This window comes from Klebsiella ornithinolytica, from assembly GCF_030505655.1.
Taxonomy (GTDB): domain Bacteria; phylum Pseudomonadota; class Gammaproteobacteria; order Enterobacterales; family Enterobacteriaceae; genus Klebsiella; species Klebsiella ornithinolytica.
Map to the genome: position 1 here is coordinate 3,465,711 of NZ_CP130153.1, position 21,733 is coordinate 3,487,443.

Annotated in this window: 18 protein-coding genes; 6 read left to right on the plus strand and 12 right to left on the minus strand. The window is 55.4% G+C overall.

Translation table 11 applies throughout. The features are described from left to right. Positions 1-10 precede the first annotated feature (10 nt). The 5 genes from rpiB to pdxA all read right to left on the minus strand — a co-directional run bounded on the left by rpiB (position 11) and on the right by pdxA (position 4,748). Complete coding sequence (gene rpiB, locus Q1L34_RS16625) at positions 11-469, minus strand: ribose 5-phosphate isomerase B (protein WP_004860583.1); 459 nt, start codon at positions 467-469, stop codon at positions 11-13. A gap of 28 nt (positions 470-497) precedes the next feature. Next, positions 498-872 (minus strand): PTS glucitol/sorbitol transporter subunit IIA, encoded by a 375-nt coding sequence (locus Q1L34_RS16630; protein ID WP_032717213.1) that lies wholly within the window; start codon positions 870-872, stop codon positions 498-500. A gap of 1 nt (position 873) precedes the next feature. Continuing rightward, positions 874-1,893, minus strand: coding sequence for a 2-keto-3-deoxygluconate permease (locus Q1L34_RS16635; RefSeq protein ID WP_211843608.1), 1,020 nt, complete (start codon positions 1,891-1,893; stop codon positions 874-876). Between the two features lie 92 nt (positions 1,894-1,985). Continuing rightward, on the minus strand, positions 1,986-3,704 hold the full coding sequence (locus Q1L34_RS16640) for a four-carbon acid sugar kinase family protein (RefSeq protein WP_088402228.1): 1,719 nt from the start codon (positions 3,702-3,704) through the stop codon (positions 1,986-1,988). 36 nt (positions 3,705-3,740) lie between these two features. Further along, positions 3,741-4,748, minus strand: a complete 1,008-nt coding sequence (gene pdxA / locus Q1L34_RS16645; RefSeq protein ID WP_004860567.1) for a 4-hydroxythreonine-4-phosphate dehydrogenase PdxA — start codon at positions 4,746-4,748, stop codon at positions 3,741-3,743. Between the two features lie 245 nt (positions 4,749-4,993). Here pdxA and Q1L34_RS16650 point away from each other — a divergent pair, with 245 nt between their 5' ends. Then, positions 4,994-5,788 (plus strand): triose-phosphate isomerase, encoded by a 795-nt coding sequence (locus tag Q1L34_RS16650; RefSeq protein WP_004860565.1) that lies wholly within the window; start codon positions 4,994-4,996, stop codon positions 5,786-5,788. Positions 5,789-5,823: 35 nt separating this feature from the next. Beyond that, positions 5,824-6,786, plus strand: a complete 963-nt coding sequence (locus tag Q1L34_RS16655; protein WP_004860563.1) for a sugar-binding transcriptional regulator — start codon at positions 5,824-5,826, stop codon at positions 6,784-6,786. A 182-nt stretch (positions 6,787-6,968) separates the two neighbouring features. Here Q1L34_RS16655 and cobB read toward each other — a convergent pair whose 3' ends face one another. From cobB to lolC, 5 genes are all read right to left on the minus strand, one after another. Beyond that, entirely contained in the window at positions 6,969-7,793 is an 825-nt protein-coding gene (cobB, locus tag Q1L34_RS16660; protein WP_004860561.1) for a Sir2 family NAD+-dependent deacetylase, read from the minus strand. A 14-nt stretch (positions 7,794-7,807) separates the two neighbouring features. Continuing rightward, positions 7,808-8,719, minus strand: a complete 912-nt coding sequence (gene nagK / locus Q1L34_RS16665; RefSeq protein ID WP_004860559.1) for an N-acetylglucosamine kinase — start codon at positions 8,717-8,719, stop codon at positions 7,808-7,810. A 155-nt stretch (positions 8,720-8,874) separates the two neighbouring features. Continuing rightward, entirely contained in the window at positions 8,875-10,119 is a 1,245-nt protein-coding gene (lolE, locus tag Q1L34_RS16670) for a lipoprotein-releasing ABC transporter permease subunit LolE (protein ID WP_004860557.1), read from the minus strand. Next, positions 10,119-10,820, minus strand: a complete 702-nt coding sequence (gene lolD, locus Q1L34_RS16675) for a lipoprotein-releasing ABC transporter ATP-binding protein LolD (protein ID WP_004860555.1) — start codon at positions 10,818-10,820, stop codon at positions 10,119-10,121. The genes lolE and lolD overlap by 1 nt, the downstream gene beginning before the upstream one ends. Then, positions 10,813-12,012, minus strand: a complete 1,200-nt coding sequence (lolC, locus tag Q1L34_RS16680) for a lipoprotein-releasing ABC transporter permease subunit LolC (protein WP_015584636.1) — start codon at positions 12,010-12,012, stop codon at positions 10,813-10,815. The genes lolD and lolC overlap by 8 nt, the downstream gene beginning before the upstream one ends. A gap of 565 nt (positions 12,013-12,577) precedes the next feature. Here lolC and mfd point away from each other — a divergent pair. Both mfd and ldtC read left to right on the plus strand, forming a co-directional pair. Then, positions 12,578-16,024, plus strand: coding sequence for a transcription-repair coupling factor (gene mfd / locus Q1L34_RS16685; protein ID WP_032717210.1), 3,447 nt, complete (start codon positions 12,578-12,580; stop codon positions 16,022-16,024). 169 nt (positions 16,025-16,193) lie between these two features. After that, entirely contained in the window at positions 16,194-17,156 is a 963-nt protein-coding gene (ldtC, locus tag Q1L34_RS16690) for a L,D-transpeptidase LdtC (protein ID WP_048023159.1), read from the plus strand. A 213-nt stretch (positions 17,157-17,369) separates the two neighbouring features. Here the strand turns inward: ldtC and bhsA are convergent, their stop codons facing one another. Continuing rightward, positions 17,370-17,627, minus strand: a complete 258-nt coding sequence (gene bhsA, locus Q1L34_RS16695) for a multiple stress resistance protein BhsA (protein WP_004860548.1) — start codon at positions 17,625-17,627, stop codon at positions 17,370-17,372. Between the two features lie 248 nt (positions 17,628-17,875). On the opposite strand from bhsA, the gene Q1L34_RS16700 reads away from it, so the two are divergent. Continuing rightward, complete coding sequence (locus Q1L34_RS16700) at positions 17,876-18,511, plus strand: TetR/AcrR family transcriptional regulator (protein WP_015584639.1); 636 nt, start codon at positions 17,876-17,878, stop codon at positions 18,509-18,511. A gap of 244 nt (positions 18,512-18,755) precedes the next feature. Further along, on the plus strand, positions 18,756-20,942 hold the full coding sequence (locus Q1L34_RS16705; RefSeq protein WP_004860545.1) for a TonB-dependent siderophore receptor: 2,187 nt from the start codon (positions 18,756-18,758) through the stop codon (positions 20,940-20,942). A gap of 55 nt (positions 20,943-20,997) precedes the next feature. Here the strand turns inward: Q1L34_RS16705 and Q1L34_RS16710 are convergent, their stop codons facing one another. Continuing rightward, positions 20,998-21,537, minus strand: a complete 540-nt coding sequence (locus Q1L34_RS16710; RefSeq protein ID WP_004860542.1) for a glycine zipper 2TM domain-containing protein — start codon at positions 21,535-21,537, stop codon at positions 20,998-21,000. Between the last annotated feature and the right edge of the window lie 196 nt (positions 21,538-21,733).

A 21,733-nucleotide genomic window follows, 5' to 3' on the forward strand; every position in this document is an offset into this window, starting at 1 on the left:
ACTGCGGATATTAATCTCTGGCGTGCTGGTGTTCGTAATAGTCGATACGCTCCACTTTTGACGCGGAGCCGCCGCCTTCATATTCGGATTCAAGCCAGGCCTGAATAATTTTTTTGCCCAGCTCCGGGCCAATCACGCGCGCGCCAAGGGTAATAATCTGCGCGTTATTACTTTTGCGCGCCCGCTCGGCGGAGAAAGTATCGTGGCATTGGGCGGCACGTACTCCCGGTACTTTATTCGCCACAATGCTCATCCCAATACCGGTGCCGCAAATCAGGATGCCGCGATCGTGCTCGCCCTGCTTTATCGACATCGCCACCGCATGAGCAACATCCGGATAGACCGTACTGCCCTGGCGTTTATCGCTGCTGTAATCCGCGACCTTCATCCCGAGCCCATTCAGATAAGCGACGATAGCGTCGCGGAAAGCATAGGCGGCATCATCCGCACCAATAGCGATTGTTTTCATGATAATTTCCTTAATTTAGCTCCAGGTCTTAATTTAGATCCTGATAGAAAGATATTCGGTCACCACGCTGGATATCATGTGGTGATTGACCACACAGATGTACCATCCCCGGTAATTCAGCCGTTGCAGCACCATCAAAATTTAAAGTGATATGGCCAAGCTGTTTTAAATTTGCCGTTGCAACACTACCTACCGCCGTCACCCGATAAATAGCCTGATTTATTTTCATTATCTGCCCGGGTGATAATTCAGCCGTTAGCTCACTGCCCCGGTGTACCGCGCAATACATCGCAATATCGTCAGGAACGGGCTCAGAGAATAAGATTAGCTTCTGTTCCTGCAGATAGTTTTCAACATACTCCCCGACAGCCGTGATAAGTAATGAATACAACGGCACAGTCATATTATTTGTTTCCTTTTGCGGCATGAGAAGATAATGCCACCTTCTCTTCACTGCTCTTTTCTTTCACCGGTTCAACCACCGGCGCGCGCTTTTTCAGACGTTTATCAAACCAGGCCACCAGTACCGGCGCGGTAATCATCGTGATGATGCTCGCCGTCGCCAGCTGTGCGGTGGCGGCATCAACGTACATCGTCAGCGAGGGGTCGGCTTGAGCGACCATTGCTGGCGTCAGCGCCGAGCTGGCTGCCGTCGTACCCAGCGCGGCTCCCAGCGCGGTTTTCTTCTTCAGGAACAGGTTGTAGATAAAATAGAACACAATGCCGGTCACCGCAGAGATAATGCCGAGCAGGATCCCCGACAGACCGGCGGTAAATACCGTGTTGATACTGGAATTGGCGCCGATAGCAAACGACATAATAATAATGATTAGCGGCTGAGCGGCGGCGCACAGCTGTTTAAAGCGCTCATCAAGGTTGCCCCACAGCATCCCAATCAGCAGCGGGATCAGCATCGACAGCAGCGCGGCGAAAGGAATATTGGCCAGGCCGCTGACCCCCAGCACCATCATAGTAACAAACGGGCCGTCCTTGACGCAGAAGACGGAGATCGCCCCGGCGTCGCTGGCATCGCCGTAGTTGCTGCACAGCGCGATATACAGCGAGCTGTTGGAGCTGGTTAAACAGGCAATCAGCGCCAGCGTGGAAATCCCGAGGAAACCGTTAGGGCCGAACAGCGCCCCCGCAGCCCACACTGCCAGCGCGCCGGCGAGACATTTAAGGAATAGCAGTACCGCACCTTTATAAAGCGGCAGCCCGGCCTGACGGATATTAATCGAGGTGCCGCAAATGAGTAGGAAAATCCCCATCATCGCGCTGGAACCGACTTTGAATAATGCGGTTGTCGGGCCACCGATGCCCAGCACTTCGGGGGCCAGGGTATTAATAAAAATCGCCGCAAGCAGTGGGATAATAATTAAACCGCCTGGCACCTTATTCATCTTTTCAAGTATATTTATGTTCATAGGGTAACTCATAAATTATGATTTGACAGAGATAACGACGCAATACTACCCAGACGACCATTACGCCGATTTTTATTTATATGAATTATTAATTATTGCTGTGCTTCTTTATAAATTCTTTCGACAATGGTGCTAATAATATCATCCGGCCCGGTTAAACCGCCTTTGCCAATGCAAATCAGGCCGGCATAATCGCCGCCGATAATACGCACCATATCGGTTTGCGGTATCACATAGTCAATCATTTCAATTCCCGTGGCGCCGAGTTCTTTAAGAACATTCACCATCGTGTCGCCACCGGTCATATACAGACCTTTAATTTCTCCCGACGCGCAGCTAAGCACTTCACGGACAATATTCCCCAATCCCTGGTTAATATTTTTCGCAGCCTGACCGTGCGCCAGACCAAAGCGCTGTTCTTCTTCCTGTAGATCCAGCAGTCGTCCGGTTAACGCTGATTCAAAAACGAATATGGCGTTCTGCTGCGCCGGTACGCACTGCCGGGCATGCTGTACCACGCGATTAACTTCGATTTCAGCGGCGTTTTTCCTGTCGACCAACAGCTCGGCGTCAACGGGGATGTGGCAAACCCTTTCATCATTGGCGATCAGATGCTGGAGCTGCTTTTTCGTCACCGGCGTTGCGCTGCCGGCAACCACAAGAATCGATCCGCGCTGGCTTTCCGCTGCCGTCGTCGCTGATACGCTACTTCGCGTCTCCCGCATCAGGCCACGACGCACCGCCAGTCGTTCGGTAAAGGGGCCCGGGTCGACCGCCAGTACGTTCCAGTTCAGCGCAACCACCGCCCCGGCAATCGCATCGACATCTTCCACGGTAATGGCATCGACCACAATCACCCGCACGCCGCGCTGCTGCTGTTCCTGGAGATCCTCCTGCAACTGCCCCTCGCCTTTCATCACCGAGGCCAGCGCGATATGTCCAACCTGATGATGAGTCTGCGCCGCCAGCAGCCCCGGCACCCAGGACTCGGTAACCGGAGTGCGTACATCGCGTGCCACATCTGTGCGTGAAAGCGCGACGGAGTCAATCACCGAGTAGCCGCCAACCAGAATACGCCGCGACTGCGGCATAGCCGGCACCACAACGGCAACCGTTTCCAGCGGCAGTTGCTCCAGCATGGCGTCGATTTCAAAACCTATGCCGCCGCGCAGGGTGGTATCGATACGCTTGGTAAAGTAGTGCGCGCCGCGGGTCTGCAGCTGTTTCACCGCGGCGCTGACCTGCTGCTGGGCTTCCGCTTTCGGCAGAGGACGGCTGTCGCTGCTGACCACCATCGCCGGATACTCCACCTCATTGCGAGCGAAGGATTCGGTATCGAAGAACGCGGCGGTTTTTAAACCGCTGCGCGCCAGTAATACCCCAACGGTGGTCGCACCGGTCAGATCGTCGGCGACGATCCCCAGCTTACCGCCTTCCCCTTGCGGCCAGACCATTTCGATGCAGGCCGGCGTCACGCCGGAAACATAGATGCCTTCATGAATAAACTCCGCCAGCGGACCGCTTTTACCGGTTGGATGCAGGTTGATAGTCGGAATACCCCGTTTCGGATAGAGCCCACAGCGCAACGTACCGCCGCAATCAATAACCATCAAACCAATTTCGTCTTCCGGTGGCTCGCCGTTCTTAAAGACGTCAACGGAAGGCCAGCCGGTCAGCTCACTCAGTCGTTCAACAACCGGGGGAACCAATCCCCCGGTGATATAAGCAATCTTTTTGCTCTGATGGATATCAATCGTCAGCGGCCCACCCCAGCCTTTACTGCCTTTGCTAATCAACAGATGCTTTTCCATCTCTTTGTCCTCATTGATTCGCATTAACGCCCGCGATTATTGATGTTTCATTTTCCAGTAACGCGCCGCGACCAGCGTCGATTCCAGCATGCTGACGGTTCCTGCTTTGCCAGTACCGGCAATATCGAAAGCGGTCCCGTGGTCAACGGAGCTGCGCATAAACGGCAGGCCGAAGGTGATAGTAATGGAGCGTTCAAAGTCGAGGGTTTTGCAGGCGATATGCCCCTGGTCGTGGTACAGGGAAAGGATCGCGTCATAACGTCCCTGCTTGCCAAGATGGAATACCGAATCCGCCGGAACCGGGCCAATCGCATTGATTCCCATCTCCTGTGCCGCCTTCACCGCCGGAATCAGGTTGTCCGCTTCCTCGTGACCAAACAGGCCGTTATCAGAAGCGTGCGGGTTAAGCGCCGCAACCGCGATACGCGGATTGGCAATTTTGAGGGCGGTGAACTCATGGTGAATTTGCTGTACGCAGGCCAGCACGCGTTCTTTGTTGGCATAATCACACGCCGCTTTCAACGCCATATGGCGACTGACGAAGAACACCCGCAATTTTTGAACATGAAACATCGTCAGGCCATAATCTGACTGCGTTTCAACCTGATAGATCTCGGTATGACCCGGTAATTTACAGCCTGCCAGCTTAATCGCTTCTTTATGAATCGGCGCCGTCGAGACCACATCAATCAGGCCTGCTTTACCTAATTCGATGGATTTCATCACATAATCTAGCGACATTTTTCCCGCCAACTGCTGCACTTTTCCCCATTCAATGCTGTCGCAATCGTAATCGCCGGTTTCCATCACATCGATGGTTCCCCAGCGATACAGCGCTTCCTCCGGGTGTGTGATTTTGTTCAACGCAAAATCACATCCCATGATCTTCATCGCCCGGGCGACAATGGGGATCGATCCAATCAGAAAAGGTTGGCACTCGTCATACACGCTTTTATCCATCATGGTGGCAACGGTGATCTCCGGGCCGATCCCAGCAGGATCGCCGATAGTGATTGCGACAACAGGTTTTTTTTCTTGTGACATCGTGGGCCTCTCGTAGTTGAACGTCATTTTGTTCATATGTTCACTTGCTAATCATATGAGCAAAACATTACCTGAGGATTAAGAAGATATTGGTGATCTTTGTCACATAAAAAAATCAACCGAATTATTTAATAAAAAAATGTGATCTAACATATGTTCACACGGTGATAAAAAGTTCAATCTTTCACAGCGGTGAATAAACCATGTTCACAACGCATTGATTTACTTACGATGGAGAACGAAAGATGAAGACAATTTGGTTAGGCACCAGTTGGAAGATGAACAAGCCGCTTTCCGAAGCGATGCAATGGTGCGAGATTTTGGCGCAGCGTCTGGGGCAGGTTGTTCATCCGGATATTCAGCCTTTTGTCATCCCTCCTTTTACGGCCATTCATCCGGTCAGCCGCTATTTGCAGGAGCGACATATTCGCTGTCTGACCGGCGCGCAAAATATGCATGAAGCCGACAGCGGTCCATGGACAGGTGAAATATCCGCAGACATGCTGCTGGAAGCGGGAGCGACGCTTGTTGAGCTCGGTCATTCCGAACGACGCGGTGCCTTCAACGAAACCGACGCCGCCATTAACAGAAAGGTCCATAGCGCGTTGCGTCATGGCTTGCGTCCGCTGATATGTATTGGCGACAGCGCCGAAGAGAAAAGCTGGCAGGTCTCGCGCGAAACGGTCGTCCGTCAGATGAAAATCGCCCTTCATGGCTTAAGCCGGCAGCAGGTTGTAGACACGCTTGTTGCCTATGAACCAATCTGGGCGATTGGCGAACAGGGTACGCCGGCCCGTCCGGAGCAAGCAGGAGAGATCCATCGGGCGCTACGCCAGGGGCTATGTGAACTTTTTGGTCAGGAAACCGGGCTGCAAATCCCCCTGCTCTACGGCGGCAGCGTTAACAAGCAAAATGCGGTGGAATTACTGCAACAAGAGGATGTCGACGGTCTCTTCATTGGCCGGGCGGCCTGGGACGCCACTGGCTATTGTGAAATCGTTCAACGCGTTACACAGGAATTTATTCTTAAGTCGCAGTAATATTAGGCGGACATCAGAGATGGAAACACCAAACGATGACTGAACAAGACCCAGATTATGCACTGCTGACCGAAATTGCCGTGGCCTATTATGACCAGGAACAAACTCAGGAAGAGATTGCCCAGCGATTCGGCATTTCACGGATTAAAGTCGGTCGGCTGCTGAAAAAAGCCCGACAGGAAGGGATTGTGGAGATCAGCGTGAAATATCACCCGGTCTTTAGCTCGCAGATAGAGCAGCAGTTTATTTCCCATTTCGGCATCAAACGCGCCTTAATCGCCCTGGACCACCATGATGAAGACGAACAACGTCAGCAGGTGGCGGCGTTGGTCAGTAACTACCTTGCCGGCATCTTAAAGAATGATATGACGGTGACCGTCGGACAAGGGCGCAATGTGGCTGCCGTCGCCAACCACGTTGGGATCTTCCCGGAGCGGCACTGCCGTTTTATCTGTGGAATCGGCGGAACCAAACGCGACAACCAGCTCATAGATGCCGATCACATCAGCCGTAACCTGGCACGTAAATTTAACGGCTTCAGTGAAACGCTCTACGCCCCTGCATATGTTGAAACTCCGGAGTTGCGAGCGGCATTTATGCAAAACCGCCTCATCAAAGCGACCCTTGAGCAGGCCAGCAAAGCTGACGTTGCGATAATTGGTCTCGGCGATATGAATGAGAACAGCTTTATGGTTCAGCTCGGCTGGTTTTCCCCCAAAGAGATTGCGACAGCCCGGCAGGATCAGGGAGTGGTGGGAGATATCGCCGGATACAGTTTTTTCAATATCCAGGGGAAACCGGTCGATACCGTTATGAACGATCGGGTTATCGGCCTGAGTCTTGAACAACTGCGGTCCATCCCCTGCGTCATTGCCATCGCCTCGGAAAGTACCAAAGCAACGGCGATACTCGGCGCCCTGCGCACTGGCGTCATCGATGTCCTCGCCACCAGCGCGTCCAACGCCCGCGCGGTCATCAATATGCACAAAGCGTTATAAAACGTGGCGCGTGGCGCGGCCTGCATAACCGGGGAGCGCTGGCCGTTGCTCCGGTTTGCCGCCTGCTCTGCTGTCATACCCGGCGGGAACGATCGGGCCGATATGAAACAGGCCGCCTATGAAAAACATAGAGCGGCCTGGTGTCTTTCGCGCCCGGCAATCAACGCCATCGCGCGACGGAATCAGAGATCTTTCAACAGCCGGTCGACGAATGCCGGTACAACCTCGCTCGCCAGACCGTAGTGTTTTTCGGCAAATTCGCTGCCGACCTGGCTGGGTTCGAGGTTGAGCTCCACGGTATGCGCTCCCTGCAGACGGGCTTCATGCACGAAACCTGCCGCCGGGTAAACGTGCCCGGAAGTGCCAATGGCGATGAAGATATCGGCATCGGCCAGCGCGTTGTAAATGTCATCCATCCCCAGCGGCATCTCCCCAAACCAGACCACGTGCGGGCGCAGCGGCGCCGGGAACTGACAGCAGTGGCACTTATCTTCCGCCGTGACGTCTCCGGTCCACTCCAGCACCTGTCCGCTCCACGAACAGCGCACCTTCAACAGCTCGCCGTGCATATGAATCACCCGGCGGTTTCCCGCGCGTTCGTGCAGGTTATCAATGTTCTGGGTGACCAGCACAAATCGATCGCCCAACGCCGCTTCCAGCCGCGCCAGCGCCTGATGTGCCGCATTCGGCGCTATCTCGGGGCTCTGCAGCTGCCGGCGACGGGCGTTATAAAATGCCTGCACCAGCGCAGGATCGCGGGCGAAGCCTTCCGGCGTCGCCACATCTTCCACCCGGTGCTCTTCCCACAAACCATCGGCCGCGCGAAACGTTTTAATACCTGACTCCGCCGAAATGCCGGCGCCGGTCAGCACCACAACCCTGGGTTTATCTACTGTTTCCACAGCCGCCTTATCCTCTTTAAAAAAAATCCGCTGGCGCAGACGTTCACGCAAGCGACGTTTATTGCGACGAAAACGGCTCAATCGGTGTAAGCGGCGCGACAACATAGCTCCCCCTGTGGTTAATGAGTCAAATGAAGGAAGGCCGCACCGCGCATACCTCCGGCATCGCCATGGCGCGCACGTTCAATACGCGGTACCCGGGCAACCGGAAGTAAATGTCGCGGCAGGCGCTGCGCCAGCCCTTCGCTTATGGCAGTAAAGTTAGACAATCCTCCGCCAAGCACCAGCAGATCCGGATCAACGATAGTCAGAATATTACCCAGACAGACCGCCAGCAGGTCAAGATAGCGTTCGACGTGCTCACGCGCCCGCGCATCGCCCTGCTGCCAGAGCGCCACGATGTCGGGTGAAGTCAGGGTGTGTTGATAGAAATGTTCATAGAGCCAGGCAAAACCGCGGCCGGAGAGATAGTTTTCAATGCAGCCCAGCTGGCCGCAGCCGCAGCGGGTGAGCGGGAAATCACGTCCCACCACCTCCAGCGCATCCACCGGCAGCCGGATATGGCCAAATTCACCGGTAATATAGCTATGTCCGGTAATCGATTTACCGTTGAGGACCAGGCCGCCGCCCACTCCGGTACCGAGAATCAGCCCCATGACCAGCGGATATTGCGTAAATTCATCGTCCCAGGCTTCGGAGAGAGCAAAGCAGTTGGCATCGTTATCCAGACGGACTTCACGCCCGAGCCGGGCGCTCAGATCGCTGCGCAGCGACTGACCGCTGGCTGCGGGAACATTGGCAGCATACAGCGTGCCGTCCGCAGTTTCCGGCATTCCCGGAATCCCAATCCCCACCGTCCCCTGACAGTCAAAGCGGCTGTCAGCTTCATGGACCAGCGCCTCTACCGCCTGCAGAAAGTCGGCATAACTCTCCTTCGGCGTGGCAACGCGTTTTTCCCACTGCAATCGCCGCGCGCTATCAAACACGCCCAGCGCTATTTTGCTGCCACCAATGTCAAATCCGTAGTACATAGCAATTCCTCTTTACTGACCGAAAAGGTCAGGACGTAAAGAGTGGACGACAGAAGTTCTTGTAGGTCCGCGCAAGCGAAGCGCCAGCGGGCGCAATGTCAGGCGGCGGCTTCGCCTTACCCGACCTACGAGTTCATCCCCCGCAATCCACTGAATTACTGGCCACTCAGCACCCTCGCCGGGTCTATGCGGCTGGCGCGGCGGGCGGGATACCAGCTGGCCAGCAAACTCAGCAACAGTGCCGTCACCAGCACATAAATAACATCCAGCCAGTGCAGTTCAGACGGCAGGAAGTCAATAAAATAGATGTCGCCGGACAAGAATTTGTGCCCGATCAGGTATTCGAGGCCGTTGATGATGGACGTCAGATTCAGCGCACAAATGACGCCGATCGCCACGCCAATCAGGCTCCCGACCGAACCGGCAAGCAAACCATACCAGACAAAAATGGCGCGGATCAGGCCATCTTTCGCCCCGAGCGTGCGCAGTACCGCAATATCGCTGCTTTTATCTTTCACCGCCATCACCAGGGTGGAAACGATGTTAAAGCAGGCCACGCCGATCACCAGCACCATCGCGAGGTACATAATGGCGCGGATCATCTGAATATCACGATACATATAACCGTAAGTCCCGATCCAGCTTTTGATGTAAACGTAGCTGTTGGTCACTTCGCCGGCATCACGCACCAGCGTGTTGGCGTGGAACACATCGGTAACTTTAATCGCAATCCCGGTCACGCTGCCAGCCATCTCCAGATACTGTTGGGCATCGCTCATCGGGATCATCGCAAAACTGTGATCGAGCTGGCCGCTGAGCTGCAAAATCCCGGTCACATGCAGCCTGACGCGTTTCGGCTGCAGGAGCTGATGTTCGGCGTCAGAGTTGGGGATCATGATGGAAACCCAGTCGCCCTGCTTCACGTGCAGCGCATCCGCCACCCCTTTACCGAGAATGACCTGCTGTTCGCCGGCTTTAAAATTAGCCCACGCGTTATTCTGAACAAACTGAGGCAGCGAACTCAGGCGGCTTTCCTGCTGCGGATCGACACCCTTGACCTGAATGGCGCGCATGTTGCTGCCGCTCTCCACCAGCCCGGTGAAGTTAATATACGGCGCCGCGGCAACGATCCCTTTAACCTTTTCCACCTTCGCCAGCGCGTCGTTCCAGTTGGTCCACGGCTGCTTCACCGGCTCGATTTCGCCATGCGGCACCACGGCCAGAATTCGGTTGTTCAGCTCACGTTCAAAACCGTTCATTGCGCTGAGGCCGACGATCAATACCGCCACCCCGAGCGCAATCCCGATGGTTGAAATCACCGAAATCAGCGACACCATGCCGCCACGCCGCCGCCCGCGGCTAAAACGCAGGGCAATCAATAACGATAACGGAGAAGTCATTACCTGGCCCCCATCAGGGTCAGTTCCGCGTCCAGATGGCCATCACGCATCTCCAGCTGGCGATTCATCCGTTTGGCCAGTTGCAGGTCGTGGGTCACCACCAGAAAAGCGGTGCGCTGGGCAACGTTCAGTTCCCCCAGCAGCTGAAAAATACTGTCGGCGTTGCGGGCATCGAGGTTACCGGTCGGCTCATCCGCCAGCACCAGCCGCGGCTTGTTGACCAGCGCCCGGGCAATCGCCACTCGCTGGCGCTCGCCGCCGGATAGCTCTGACGGGCGGTGGTTGCTGCGGTGTTCCAGCCCCACGGCATGCAGCATCGCCTTAGCCTGACGTTCAATATCCGCTGCTTTCTGTTTGCCAATCAGCAGCGGCATTGCCACGTTTTCAAGGGCGGTGAAATCCGGCAACAGGTGGTGGAACTGATAGATAAAACCCAGTTCACGGTTACGCAGGTCGGCTCGCGCGGCCGCAGAGAGCCGGTTCATCGACTGCCCGGAGAAGATCACATCGCCGGAGGTCGGCGTATCCAGTCCGCCGAGCAGATGGAGCAGCGTACTTTTCCCGGAACCCGAGGTACCGACAATCGCCATCATCTCCCCTTCCTCAATGCTGAAGCTGACATTGTGCAACACGTCGGTTTGCACAGTGCCTTCCTGATAGCGTTTGCACAGATTGTCGCATTGCAGCAGGATCTTATTCATAACGTAAAGCCTCAGCGGGTTGAGTGGCGGCAGCGCGCCAGGAAGGATACAACGTTGATAACAATGCCAGCACCATGGCCACCAGAACGATAATCGTCACCTGTAAAGGCTCGATTGCGACCGGCAGCGCAGCGCCGTCAAGGAACGCGCCGATAATCGGCATTAAATTATTTAACTGGCTGGCAAGCAGTACGCCGAATGCGGCGCCAAGCAAAGCGCCGACGATCCCGGCGCTGGCCCCCTGGACCATAAAGACCAGCATAATCTGTCGCGGGGTTAGCCCCAGGGTTTGCAAAATCGCCACCTCGCCCTGTTTTTCCATGACCATCATCCCCAGCGAGGTAATGATATTAAACGCCGCAACGGCCACGATCAGGCTCAGCAGCAGGCCCATCATATTTTTTTCCATACGCACGGCCTGGAACAGCTCGCCTTTCCGCTCGCGCCAGTCCTGCCACTTCGTTCCCTGCGGCAGCGCCTGCTGGCTGAGAGTATCCACCTGCAAAGGCTGACTCAACCACAGACGCCAGCCGGTAATGTTACCCAGCGGGTAGCGCATCAGGCGCGAGGCGTCGTCGATATTGGTCAACATCTGATAGCCGTCCACTTCACTGTTGGCGGCAAAGGTGCCGATAACGTTAAACAGTCGTTGGCTGGGCACCCGCCCCATTGGCGTGAACTGACTGGCTGAGGGCACCATGACCCGAATCCGATCGCCGCGGTTGACCCCCAGCTGACCGGCAAGCTGTTCGCCCAGAATAACGTTATATTTCCCGGCCTGAAGATCGCTTTGCTTCACGTTAACGAGATAGGGAGTGAGCGGATCGTTTTGCGTCGGGTCGATACCCAGCATCACGCCAACTGCGACGCTGCGGGCGCTTTGCAGCACCACATCGCCGGTCGTTAATGGCGCAATACGCGTAACGCCCTGTAATTTGATGGCGCTTTCCGGCAGTTGCTGAGGGTTCACCGAGCCCTGCTGTGCGCTGATCATGGCCTGCGGCATCAGCCCCAGGATGTTGTTCTGCAGCTCGCGCTCGAAGCCGTTCATGACCGAAAGCACGGTCACCAGCGCCATCACGCCAAGCGTAATGCCGATGGTGGATAGCCAGGAGACGAAACGACCGAAGCGGTCGGCTGCGCGCCCGCGCATGTAGCGAAGGCCGATAAAGAGTGCGGCAGGTTGGTACATGTAATCCATCTGGTTGCTGATAGCCGATGCACGAGTATATATGGCATAGCACAACGCGTAAATCACTGAAACGGTAAGTTTTTGTCGCGTAATAAGAAAAAAGTAAAGATAAATCAAATGGATATTTGATTAGTCAGCGCATATCTATCAGAATCTTTCCCCGTGGCGGGTCCTCTCACCGTCAATCAGGTTGGCGAATACGGGTCAATCGCGGATAATCATCAACATTGAATATTAGCGGTTTGCCCTTATATACCCGTCATACTTCAAGCTGCATGTGCATTGGCGACGCTGGTTTACCCGAATCATTTACCTGCGTAAGCTCATCGGGTCGCAATCGGCAAAATGAGGAACCACTTTGTCCCTCGCCAGAGGCATCGTCGACTGTTCAGGTTCGTTCCTGACGAATTTGTCGCTCACTTGCCGCGTAACCTGGCCTGTGGCCTTGTCCCTTCGGGGTCAGTGCAAGCGCTGTTCAACAATGCCTGAGGTGTTTTTGAGCAGCAATTCGAAATATTTAGGGTACACATATCGAGCGAATCAAGAAGGGATCCTGATAACAGCTATGCCTCAACAATACCGATACACACTGCCGGTCAAGCCCGGCGAACAGCGGCACCTCGGTGAATTAACCGGCGCGGCTTGTGCCACGTTGGTTGCGGAAATGGCCGAGCGCCACGGTGGGCCGGTTATACTCGTCGCCCCCGATATGCAAAATGCCCTGCGCCTGAACGATGAAGTTCGCCAGTTTACCGACAGCATGGTGACGGGCCTGGCAGACTGGGAAACGCTACCTTACGATAGCTTCTCGCCGCATCAGGACATTATCTCTTCCCGCCTCGCCACTCTCTATCAATTACCCACCATGCAGCGCGGCGTGCTGATCGTGCCGGTCAGCACACTCATGCAGCGCGTCTGTCCGCATAATTTCCTCCACGGACACGCGCTGGTGATGAAAAAAGGCCAGCGTCTGTCGCGTGACGCCCTGCGCACTCAGCTGGACAGCGCCGGCTATCGCCATGTGGATCAGGTAATGGAACACGGGGAGTACGCCACCCGCGGCGCCCTGCTTGACCTGTTCCCGATGGGTAGCGAACAACCCTACCGCCTCGACTTCTTCGATGATGAAATCGACAGCCTGCGCCTGTTCGACGTCGACAGCCAGCGTACGCTGGAAGAGGTGGCCGCCATTAATCTGCTGCCCGCACATGAGTTCCCGACCGATCAGGCGGCGATTGAGCTGTTCCGTAGCCAGTGGCGCGACCGTTTTGAGGTCAAGCGGGACGCCGAACATATCTATCAGCAGGTCAGCAAAGGGACCTTACCGACCGGGATTGAATACTGGCAGCCGCTGTTTTTCAGTGAGCCGCTGCCGCCGCTGTTCAGCTACTTCCCGGCAAACGCCCTGATCGTCAATACCGGCGATCTGGAAGCCAGCGCCGGGCGTTTTCAGAACGAAACCCGCGCCCGTTTCGAAAGCCGCGGCGTCGACCCGATGCGTCCGCTGCTGCCGCCGGAACAGCTCTGGCTGCGGATCGACGAACTGTTCAGCGAGCTGAAAAAATGGCCGCGTATTCAGTTAAAAACGGAGCGTCTGGCCGAGAAAGCCGCCAATATTAACCTCGGCTATCAAACGCTGCCGGACCTTTCGGTGCAGGCACAGAACAAAGCGCCGCTGGACAATCTGCGTCGTTTCCTCGAAGCCTTTAACGGCCCGGTTATTTTCTCGGTTGAGAGCGAAGGTCGCCGGGAGGCGCTGGGCGAAGTGCTGGCGCGCATCAAAATTGCGCCGAAACATATTCTGCGGCTGGAAGAAGCCACCGGCAACGGCCGCTATTTAATGATTGGCGCCGCCGAACACGGGTTTATCGATAGCCCGCGTAATCTGGCACTGATTTGCGAAAGCGACCTGCTGGGCGAGCGCGTGGCGCGTCGTCGCCAGGATTCACGCCGCACCATTAACCCCGACACCTTAATCCGTAACCTGGCGGAACTGCATATCGGCCAGCCGGTGGTGCACCTGGAGCATGGCGTTGGTCGTTATGCCGGTATGACCACGCTGGAAGCTGGCGGCATCAAAGGGGAATACCTGATGCTGACCTACGCCAACGATGCCAAACTGTATGTGCCGGTGTCATCATTGCATCTGATTAGCCGCTACGCCGGCGGGGCAGAAGAGAGCGCCCCGCTGCATAAACTCGGTGGCGATGCCTGGGCGCGCGCGCGGCAGAAAGCGGCGGAAAAAGTGCGCGACGTGGCGGCGGAACTGCTCGATATTTACGCCCAGCGCGCGGCGAAATCGGGCTTTGCCTTTAAGCACGATCGCGAACAGTACCAGCTATTCTGCGACGGTTTCCCGTTTGAGACCACGCCGGATCAGGCGCAGGCAATTAACGCCGTTCTCAGCGACATGTGTCAACCGCTGGCCATGGACCGCCTGGTCTGTGGCGACGTCGGCTTCGGTAAAACCGAAGTAGCGATGCGTGCCGCGTTCCTGGCAGTGGAGAACCACAAGCAGGTCGCGGTCCTGGTGCCAACCACCCTGCTCGCGCAGCAGCACTTCGATAATTTCTGCGACCGCTTTGCCAACTGGCCGGTACGCATTGAAATGCTGTCACGCTTTCGCAGCGCAAAAGAGCAGGCGCAGATTCTTGAACAGGCCGCCGAGGGTAAAATCGATATTCTTATCGGCACGCATAAGCTGCTGCAAAGCGAAGTCAAACTGCGCGACCTTGGGCTGCTGATCGTCGATGAAGAGCATCGCTTCGGGGTTCGCCACAAAGAGCGAATCAAGGCGATGCGTGCCGACGTCGATATTCTGACGCTGACCGCCACGCCGATCCCACGAACGCTGAACATGGCGATGAGCGGAATGCGGGATCTGTCCATTATTGCCACGCCGCCCGCCCGCCGTCTGGCGGTGAAAACCTTCGTCCGGGAGTATGACTCGCTGGTGGTTCGCGAGGCGATTCTGCGTGAAGTGCTGCGCGGCGGCCAGGTCTACTACCTCTATAACGACGTGGAGAATATCCAGAAAGCGGCGGATCGACTCGCGGAGCTGGTGCCGGAGGCACGTATTGCCATCGGTCACGGGCAGATGCGCGAGCGCGAGCTGGAACGGGTGATGAATGATTTCCACCACCAGCGCTTTAACGTGCTGGTCTGTACCACCATCATTGAGACCGGGATCGATATCCCGACCGCCAATACCATTATCATCGAGCGCGCGGACCATTTCGGTCTGGCTCAGCTGCACCAGCTGCGCGGACGCGTTGGCCGCTCGCATCATCAGGCCTATGCCTGGCTGCTGACGCCGCACCCGAAAGCGATGACCACCGATGCGCAAAAGCGTCTGGAAGCCATCGCCTCGCTGGAGGATCTCGGCGCCGGTTTCGCGCTGGCTACGCATGACCTGGAAATCCGCGGTGCCGGCGAGCTGCTGGGCGAAGATCAGAGCGGGCAGATGACCACCATCGGTTTTTCGCTCTATATGGAGCTTCTGGAGAATGCTGTCGATGCGCTGAAAGCCGGACGCGAACCTTCGCTTGAGGATCTGACCAGCCAGCAGACTGAAGTTGAGCTGCGTATGCCTTCACTGTTGCCGGACGACTTTATTCCTGATGTGAATACCCGACTCTCGTTCTACAAGCGGATTGCCAGCGCCAGGAATGAGCACGACCTGGAAGAGATTAAAGTCGAACTGATTGACCGCTTCGGCCCGCTGCCGGATGCGGCGAGAAACCTGCTGGATATCGCCCGCCTGCGTCAACAGGCGCAGAAGCTGGGTATCCGGAAGCTGGAGGGCAATGAGAAAGGCGGCGTGATTGAGTTCAATGAAAAGAACAACGTCAACCCGGTATGGCTGATTGGCCTGCTGCAAAAACAGCCACAGCACTTCCGCCTGGATGGTCCGACGCGACTGAAGTTCATGCAGGATCTTGGCGAGCGTAAAACGCGGATGGAGTGGGTTCGCCAGTTTATGCGTCAGTTAGAAGAGAACGCGACCGCATAATCGCAGCGCGGAGACGGTGCCCGTCGCCGTCTTCCGCGCCTGTTTTTCTTCCGTCGCGGTCACACCCGGTAAACTTTACAAACATTTTGCAATTCACCAGGGTTTCCCCACAGATGCCCGCGCGATAATCCCCGTCTGTTTCCTCATAAAAAATAACCACTTATTTATTATGACTACTCTCATATCGCGTTTCTCACTGTGGCTGATAATGGTGGCCGTTGCTGGCGTCCTGGCCCTTCCTGCCCGCGCCAATACCTGGCCCTTACCGCCGTCAGGCAGCCGCCTCGTCGGGCAAAATCAGTTTCACGTCGTCCAGAATAACGGCGGTTCGCTGGAAGCTATCGCCAAAAAATACAACGTGGGCTTTCTGGCATTACTTCAGGCTAATCCCGGCGTCGACCCTTACGTTCCGCGTGCCGGCAGCGTGCTGACCATTCCGCTCCAGACTCTACTGCCGGAAGCGCCGCGCGAAGGGCTGGTGATTAATCTCGCCGAGCTTCGCCTCTACTATTACTCGCCGGGGAAAAACGAGGTCACCGTCTACCCTATCGGTATCGGCCAGTTGGGAGGCGATACCCTGACCCCTACGATGATCACCACCGTCTCCGACAAGCGCGCAAATCCAACCTGGACGCCGACGGCGAATATTCGCGCACGGTATAAAGCGATGGGGATAGAACTCCCGGGCGTGGTACCTGCCGGGCCGGATAACCCGATGGGCCACCATGCTATCCGCCTTGCGGCCTACGGCGGCGTCTATCTGCTGCATGGCACGAATGCCGATTTTGGCATCGGAATGCGCGTCAGCTCAGGCTGTATCCGCCTGCGCGATGACGACATCAAAACCCTGTTTAAGCACGTCACCCCAGGGACAAAAGTCAATATTATCAACACGCCAGTGAAAGTCTCCGTGGAGCCTGACGGTAGACGCCTGGTGGAAATCCATCAGCCGCTGTCCAAACACTTAAATGACGATCCGCAGACGCTGCCGATAGTCCTGAATAGTGAGATGACGGCGTTTAAGCAGGCCGCGCAGACCGATCAGACGGTGATGGATCGTGCGATGACGCTGCGTTCAGGTATGCCGATTGACGTTACCCGCCACCATACTGCTGGCGAGCAGTCATTGTAAGTGCGTAGACTGAAATAAAAAAACCGCCCCTGGGGGCGGTTTTTTTATGGGATAACAAAGGGGTAAAACGATAGTGCGACGCTTCGCGGTTTCATAAAGGGGTGAAAACCGCGTCACGTAAGTGGCATAACAGGGAACAACTTACTGCTCGCGGCCTGATAAAGGGGTCAGGGGTCGCGTTTTGTCAGTGGCATGACAGGGGTAAAACGAAACTTATTTGTAGATAACCGCAGTGCCATGCAGGGTGTTTGGACCCGTGACTGAGGTGATACGGAAAGAGGTTGCGCCCATTTCTTCCGCTTTCTGCGCCAGCTGGTCTTCCAGCGAGCCCAGGTTTGTCCCGGCGGAGGCAGAAACAGTACCTATTTTGTGTTGGCCGGCAGGTGTGGATTGCACCTCAACAGCCGCGAAGCTGGCGAAAGAAAGAGAGCTTAGCACGGCGGCCAGCGTCAGCGTTTTGATGTTTTTCATGATTATTATACCTATGCAGATGATTTTTTTAGTAGGGTCGCAAGAATTAACTAACGATCGATAGGTAAATAATAATGTGACCTATATCACACGTCAATGAATTTTTATAACGATCGTTTATTTATTTATAAACAACTTAAAATTCATACATATATGAATTATTTATTTTTGCGGGTTCAGCGCTGGAAGGTTGTAACGTTTGTTTTTATAATGCCCCTTCAACAAACCAACATAGGTACAGCGGCATCATGACAACTGACGTTCAAAGTTGCACAAAAAAAAGCCGTGGCCGACCTAAAGTGTTCGACAAGGAAGCGGCGCTGGATAAGGCTATGGCACTTTTCTGGCAGCACGGCTACGAGGCAACTTCTCTTGCCGATCTGGTGGAGGCGACCGGGGCAAAAGCACCGACGCTGTACGCTGAGTTCGTCAACAAGGAAGGGTTATTTCGCGCGGTTCTGGATCGCTATATTTCACGTTTTGCCGCCAGACATGAAGCGCTGTTGTTTGCCGAAGAAAAATCAGTCGATCAGGCGCTGCGGGACTATTTCACCGCCATTGCCACCTGCTTTACCAGCAAAGACACGCCGGCAGGCTGCTTTATGATCAATACTTCCGCGGCGCTGGCGGCATCATCTACCGCGATCGCCAATACCATTAAGTCGCGGCACGCGATGCAGGAACAAACGCTGACCCAGTTCCTCCAGCAGCGTCAGCTGCGCGGCGAGCTGCCGGAAAACGGCGATGTGCGACAGCTGGCGCAGTTCTTAAACTGCGTGTTGCAAGGGATGTCCATCAGCGCACGCGAAGGGGCTGATTTCACCAGACTGATGCAAATCGCCGATACCACTCTGCGGCTGTGGCCGCAAATCCTCCAGCACTAATCTGCGCTTCCCCGGTGACGATCGCCACCGGGTTTTCACCCCTCTTTCCTGATTAACCCCAATTTTACTCATGTTTTCACGCTGTTAGGTGTCAATTTTGTTGTAAATGATATTGATAACAATAATCACTACGTGCAAAATCCGCTCTTAAGTTTTTCTGCTTATTTCCATCTGTAACATCCGATGCGCCCGCATCGAACACTAAAAACAATATGAATGCCGTTAACTCATAAAAGGAATGCGTATGAACAAGCGTCTCTGGGTGCTTAACCCACTGCTGCTGGCCACCGCCCTGCCCGCCTTTGTCGCGCAGGCGGATGAAGAAAACATTATCGTTAGCGCCAACCGAACTCACCGCACCGTCGCCGAAATGGCGCAAACCACGTGGGTTATCGAAGGTCAGGAGATAGAACAACAGGTTCAGGGTGGAAAGGAGTTCAAAGACGTCCTGGCCCAGTTGATTCCCGGCATTGATGTCAGCAGCCAGGGACGAACCAACTACGGAATGAACATGCGTGGGCGGGCCATCGTGGTGCTGATCGACGGCGTTCGCCTCAACTCTTCCCGTACCGACAGCCGTCAGCTCGACGCCATCGACCCGTTCAACATTGAGCATATTGAAGTCATCTCCGGCGCCACTTCGCTGTATGGCGGCGGCAGTACCGGCGGCCTGATCAATATCGTGACCAAAAAAGGGCAGCAGGAACGCCAGGTGGATCTGGAATTAGGTGGCAAAAGCGGGTTTGCCAACAGCAACGATCACGACGAACGCGTAGCGGCGGCGGTCAGCGGCGGCACCGACCATGCCTCCGGCCGGTTATCGGTGGCTTATCAGCGTTTTGGCGGCTGGTATGATGGCAATAACGATGCGCTGGTCCTCGATAATACGCAGACCGGCCTGCAGCACTCGGATCGTCTGGATGTCATGGGCACCGGCACCATCAACATTGACGATAACCGTCAGCTGCAGCTGGTAACGCAATACTATAAAAGCCAGGGCGATGATTACGGCCTGTATCTCGGCAAAAACATGTCGGCCGTCACCGGCGAGGGTAAAGCCTATACCACCGACGGACTCAATTCCGACCGCGTTCCTGGCACCGAGCGGCATCTGATTAGCCTGCAATACTCCGATGCCGATTTCTATGGCCAGAATCTGGTCAGTCAGATCTATTATCGCGACGAGTCGCTGACCTTTTACCCCTTCCCGACGCTCACCAAAGGTCAGGTCAGCAGCTTCTCCTCATCTAAACAGGATACCGATCAGTACGGTGCGAAGATTACCCTCAACAGCCAACCGCTCGACGGCTGGGATCTGACCTGGGGGCTGGATGCCGATCATGAGACCTTTAATGCCAACCAGATGTTCTTCGATCTGAACACCTCGATGGCATCAGGCGGCCTGCACAACGAGTCTATCTATACAACAGGACGTTATCCGGGCTATAGCATTACAAACCTGGCGCCGTTCCTGCAGAGTAGTTATGACCTGAATGATATTTTCACCCTGAGCGGCGGCGTGCGCTATCAGTGGACGGAAAACCGGGTTGATGATTTTGTCGGCTACGCCCAGCAGCAGGATGTCGCCAGCGGCAAGGTGAACTCGGCCGATGCCATCCCGGGTGGTAAAACGGATTATGATAACTTCCTGTTTAACGCCGGTATTGTCGCCCACCTCACCGACCGCCAGCAGACCTGGTTTAACTTCTCGCAGGGCGTCGAGCTGCCGGACCCGGGTAAATACTATGGTATCGGCAAATACGGCGCGGCGGTCAACGGCAACTATCCCCTGCTGTCGAGTGTCAACGTGGGTGATTCGCCGCTGCAGGGGATCAAAGTCAACTCCTACGAACTGGGCTGGCGTTACACCGGCGATAATCTGCGTACCCAGCTGGCGGCATACTACTCCACCTCGGACAAAACCATTGTTGTTAACCGTACCGATATGACGATCGACGTACAATCCGACAAGCGGCGTATTTACGGTGTGGAAGGGGCCGTCGATTACTTCTTCCCGGATAGCGACTGGAGCACCGGTGCAAACTTCAACGTGTTGAAATCCCAGGTGAAGAGTGACGGTAGCTGGCAGAAATGGGATGTGACTCTCGCTTCTCCTTCCAAAGCCACCGCCTGGGTCGGCTGGGCGCCGGATCCGTGGTCGCTGCGCGTGCAGACTCAGCAGGTATTCGACCTGAGCGATGCCAGCGGTAATAAGCTCGACGGCTACAATACCGTAGACTTTATCGGCAGCTATGCGCTCCCGGTGGGCAAACTGACCTTCAGCATCGAGAACCTGCTGAACGAAGACTATGTCACCATCTGGGGACAGCGCGCCCCGCTGCTCTACAGCCCGACCTACGGCAGCAGTTCACTTTATGAATACAAAGGTCGCGGGCGTACCTTTGGCCTGAACTACGCCGTCAGCTTCTGATAAAAAAAGCCCCTCAGCCTGAGTGCAGGAGGGGCAAATAACAGTCACGTCTTTTTTACGCTTTGTTGTTAAGGACCAGCTGGCCGTTACTGTCCAGCGGAATCTGCGTACCTGGATCGTGTTCCATGCGGATTTTTCCCTGCTGATCGCCGATTTTGTAGGTCACATCGTAGCCCAGCATTTTGTCCGACTTGTCGTACACCGTTTTACAGCGCTGCTGGGTGGTGGTGTAGGTATCCCCTTCCTGCATCGAGCCCTGAATCTGGTTACCGGCATAACCGCCGCCCAACGCGCCCACTACGGTCGCCACGCTGCGACCACGACCGCCGCCAAACTGATGGCCGATGACCCCGCCGGCAACGGCGCCAAGAACGGAGCCGGCGATGCGGTTTTCATCCTGCACCGGACGACGATGGGTCACGGTGACGTTACGGCATTCCTGACGCGGAGTTTTTACGGTCTCTTTTATCGGTGTACTGGACACCACTTGCGCATATTGCGGGCCACGATCTAAGACGTTAAGACCAGCGACAGCTGCAACACCCAGCGCGGCAGCCACGCCAATCCCTATACCCGCCAACATTGATTTATTCACGGGGTATCCTCCCTTGTTGCTGATAGAAACAATTCTGCTATCGACCCGGGAACCTTGCAAATGAGAAAGCGGATGAAAAATGCGAGGAAAAGCGGAAAACGGAGTGGATTCAGAGGAATCTGAGATGTTATGCGCTCAATGACAGACAGAAATTCTGTCGTTGAGCCGGCAAGGCGATAACCGGCTCAACGTTAGC

What these genes read in the sequence shown, in the direction of transcription:
- rpiB (WP_004860583.1), bottom strand. Translation starts at nt 469, where the DNA reads ATGAAAACAATCGCTATTGGTGCGGATGATGCCGCCTATGCTTTCCGC.
- Q1L34_RS16630 (WP_032717213.1), bottom strand. Translation starts at nt 872, where the DNA reads ATGACTGTGCCGTTGTATTCATTACTTATCACGGCTGTCGGGGAGTAT.
- Q1L34_RS16635 (WP_211843608.1), bottom strand. Translation starts at nt 1,893, where the DNA reads ATGAACATAAATATACTTGAAAAGATGAATAAGGTGCCAGGCGGTTTA.
- Q1L34_RS16640 (WP_088402228.1), bottom strand. Translation starts at nt 3,704, where the DNA reads ATGGAAAAGCATCTGTTGATTAGCAAAGGCAGTAAAGGCTGGGGTGGG.
- pdxA (WP_004860567.1), bottom strand. Translation starts at nt 4,748, where the DNA reads ATGTCACAAGAAAAAAAACCTGTTGTCGCAATCACTATCGGCGATCCT.
- Q1L34_RS16650 (WP_004860565.1), top strand. Translation starts at nt 4,994, where the DNA reads ATGAAGACAATTTGGTTAGGCACCAGTTGGAAGATGAACAAGCCGCTT.
- Q1L34_RS16655 (WP_004860563.1), top strand. Translation starts at nt 5,824, where the DNA reads ATGACTGAACAAGACCCAGATTATGCACTGCTGACCGAAATTGCCGTG.
- cobB (WP_004860561.1), bottom strand. Translation starts at nt 7,793, where the DNA reads ATGTTGTCGCGCCGCTTACACCGATTGAGCCGTTTTCGTCGCAATAAA.
- nagK (WP_004860559.1), bottom strand. Translation starts at nt 8,719, where the DNA reads ATGTACTACGGATTTGACATTGGTGGCAGCAAAATAGCGCTGGGCGTG.
- lolE (WP_004860557.1), bottom strand. Translation starts at nt 10,119, where the DNA reads ATGACTTCTCCGTTATCGTTATTGATTGCCCTGCGTTTTAGCCGCGGG.
- lolD (WP_004860555.1), bottom strand. Translation starts at nt 10,820, where the DNA reads ATGAATAAGATCCTGCTGCAATGCGACAATCTGTGCAAACGCTATCAG.
- lolC (WP_015584636.1), bottom strand. Translation starts at nt 12,012, where the DNA reads ATGTACCAACCTGCCGCACTCTTTATCGGCCTTCGCTACATGCGCGGG.
- mfd (WP_032717210.1), top strand. Translation starts at nt 12,578, where the DNA reads ATGCCTCAACAATACCGATACACACTGCCGGTCAAGCCCGGCGAACAG.
- ldtC (WP_048023159.1), top strand. Translation starts at nt 16,194, where the DNA reads ATGACTACTCTCATATCGCGTTTCTCACTGTGGCTGATAATGGTGGCC.
- bhsA (WP_004860548.1), bottom strand. Translation starts at nt 17,627, where the DNA reads ATGAAAAACATCAAAACGCTGACGCTGGCCGCCGTGCTAAGCTCTCTT.
- Q1L34_RS16700 (WP_015584639.1), top strand. Translation starts at nt 17,876, where the DNA reads ATGACAACTGACGTTCAAAGTTGCACAAAAAAAAGCCGTGGCCGACCT.
- Q1L34_RS16705 (WP_004860545.1), top strand. Translation starts at nt 18,756, where the DNA reads ATGAACAAGCGTCTCTGGGTGCTTAACCCACTGCTGCTGGCCACCGCC.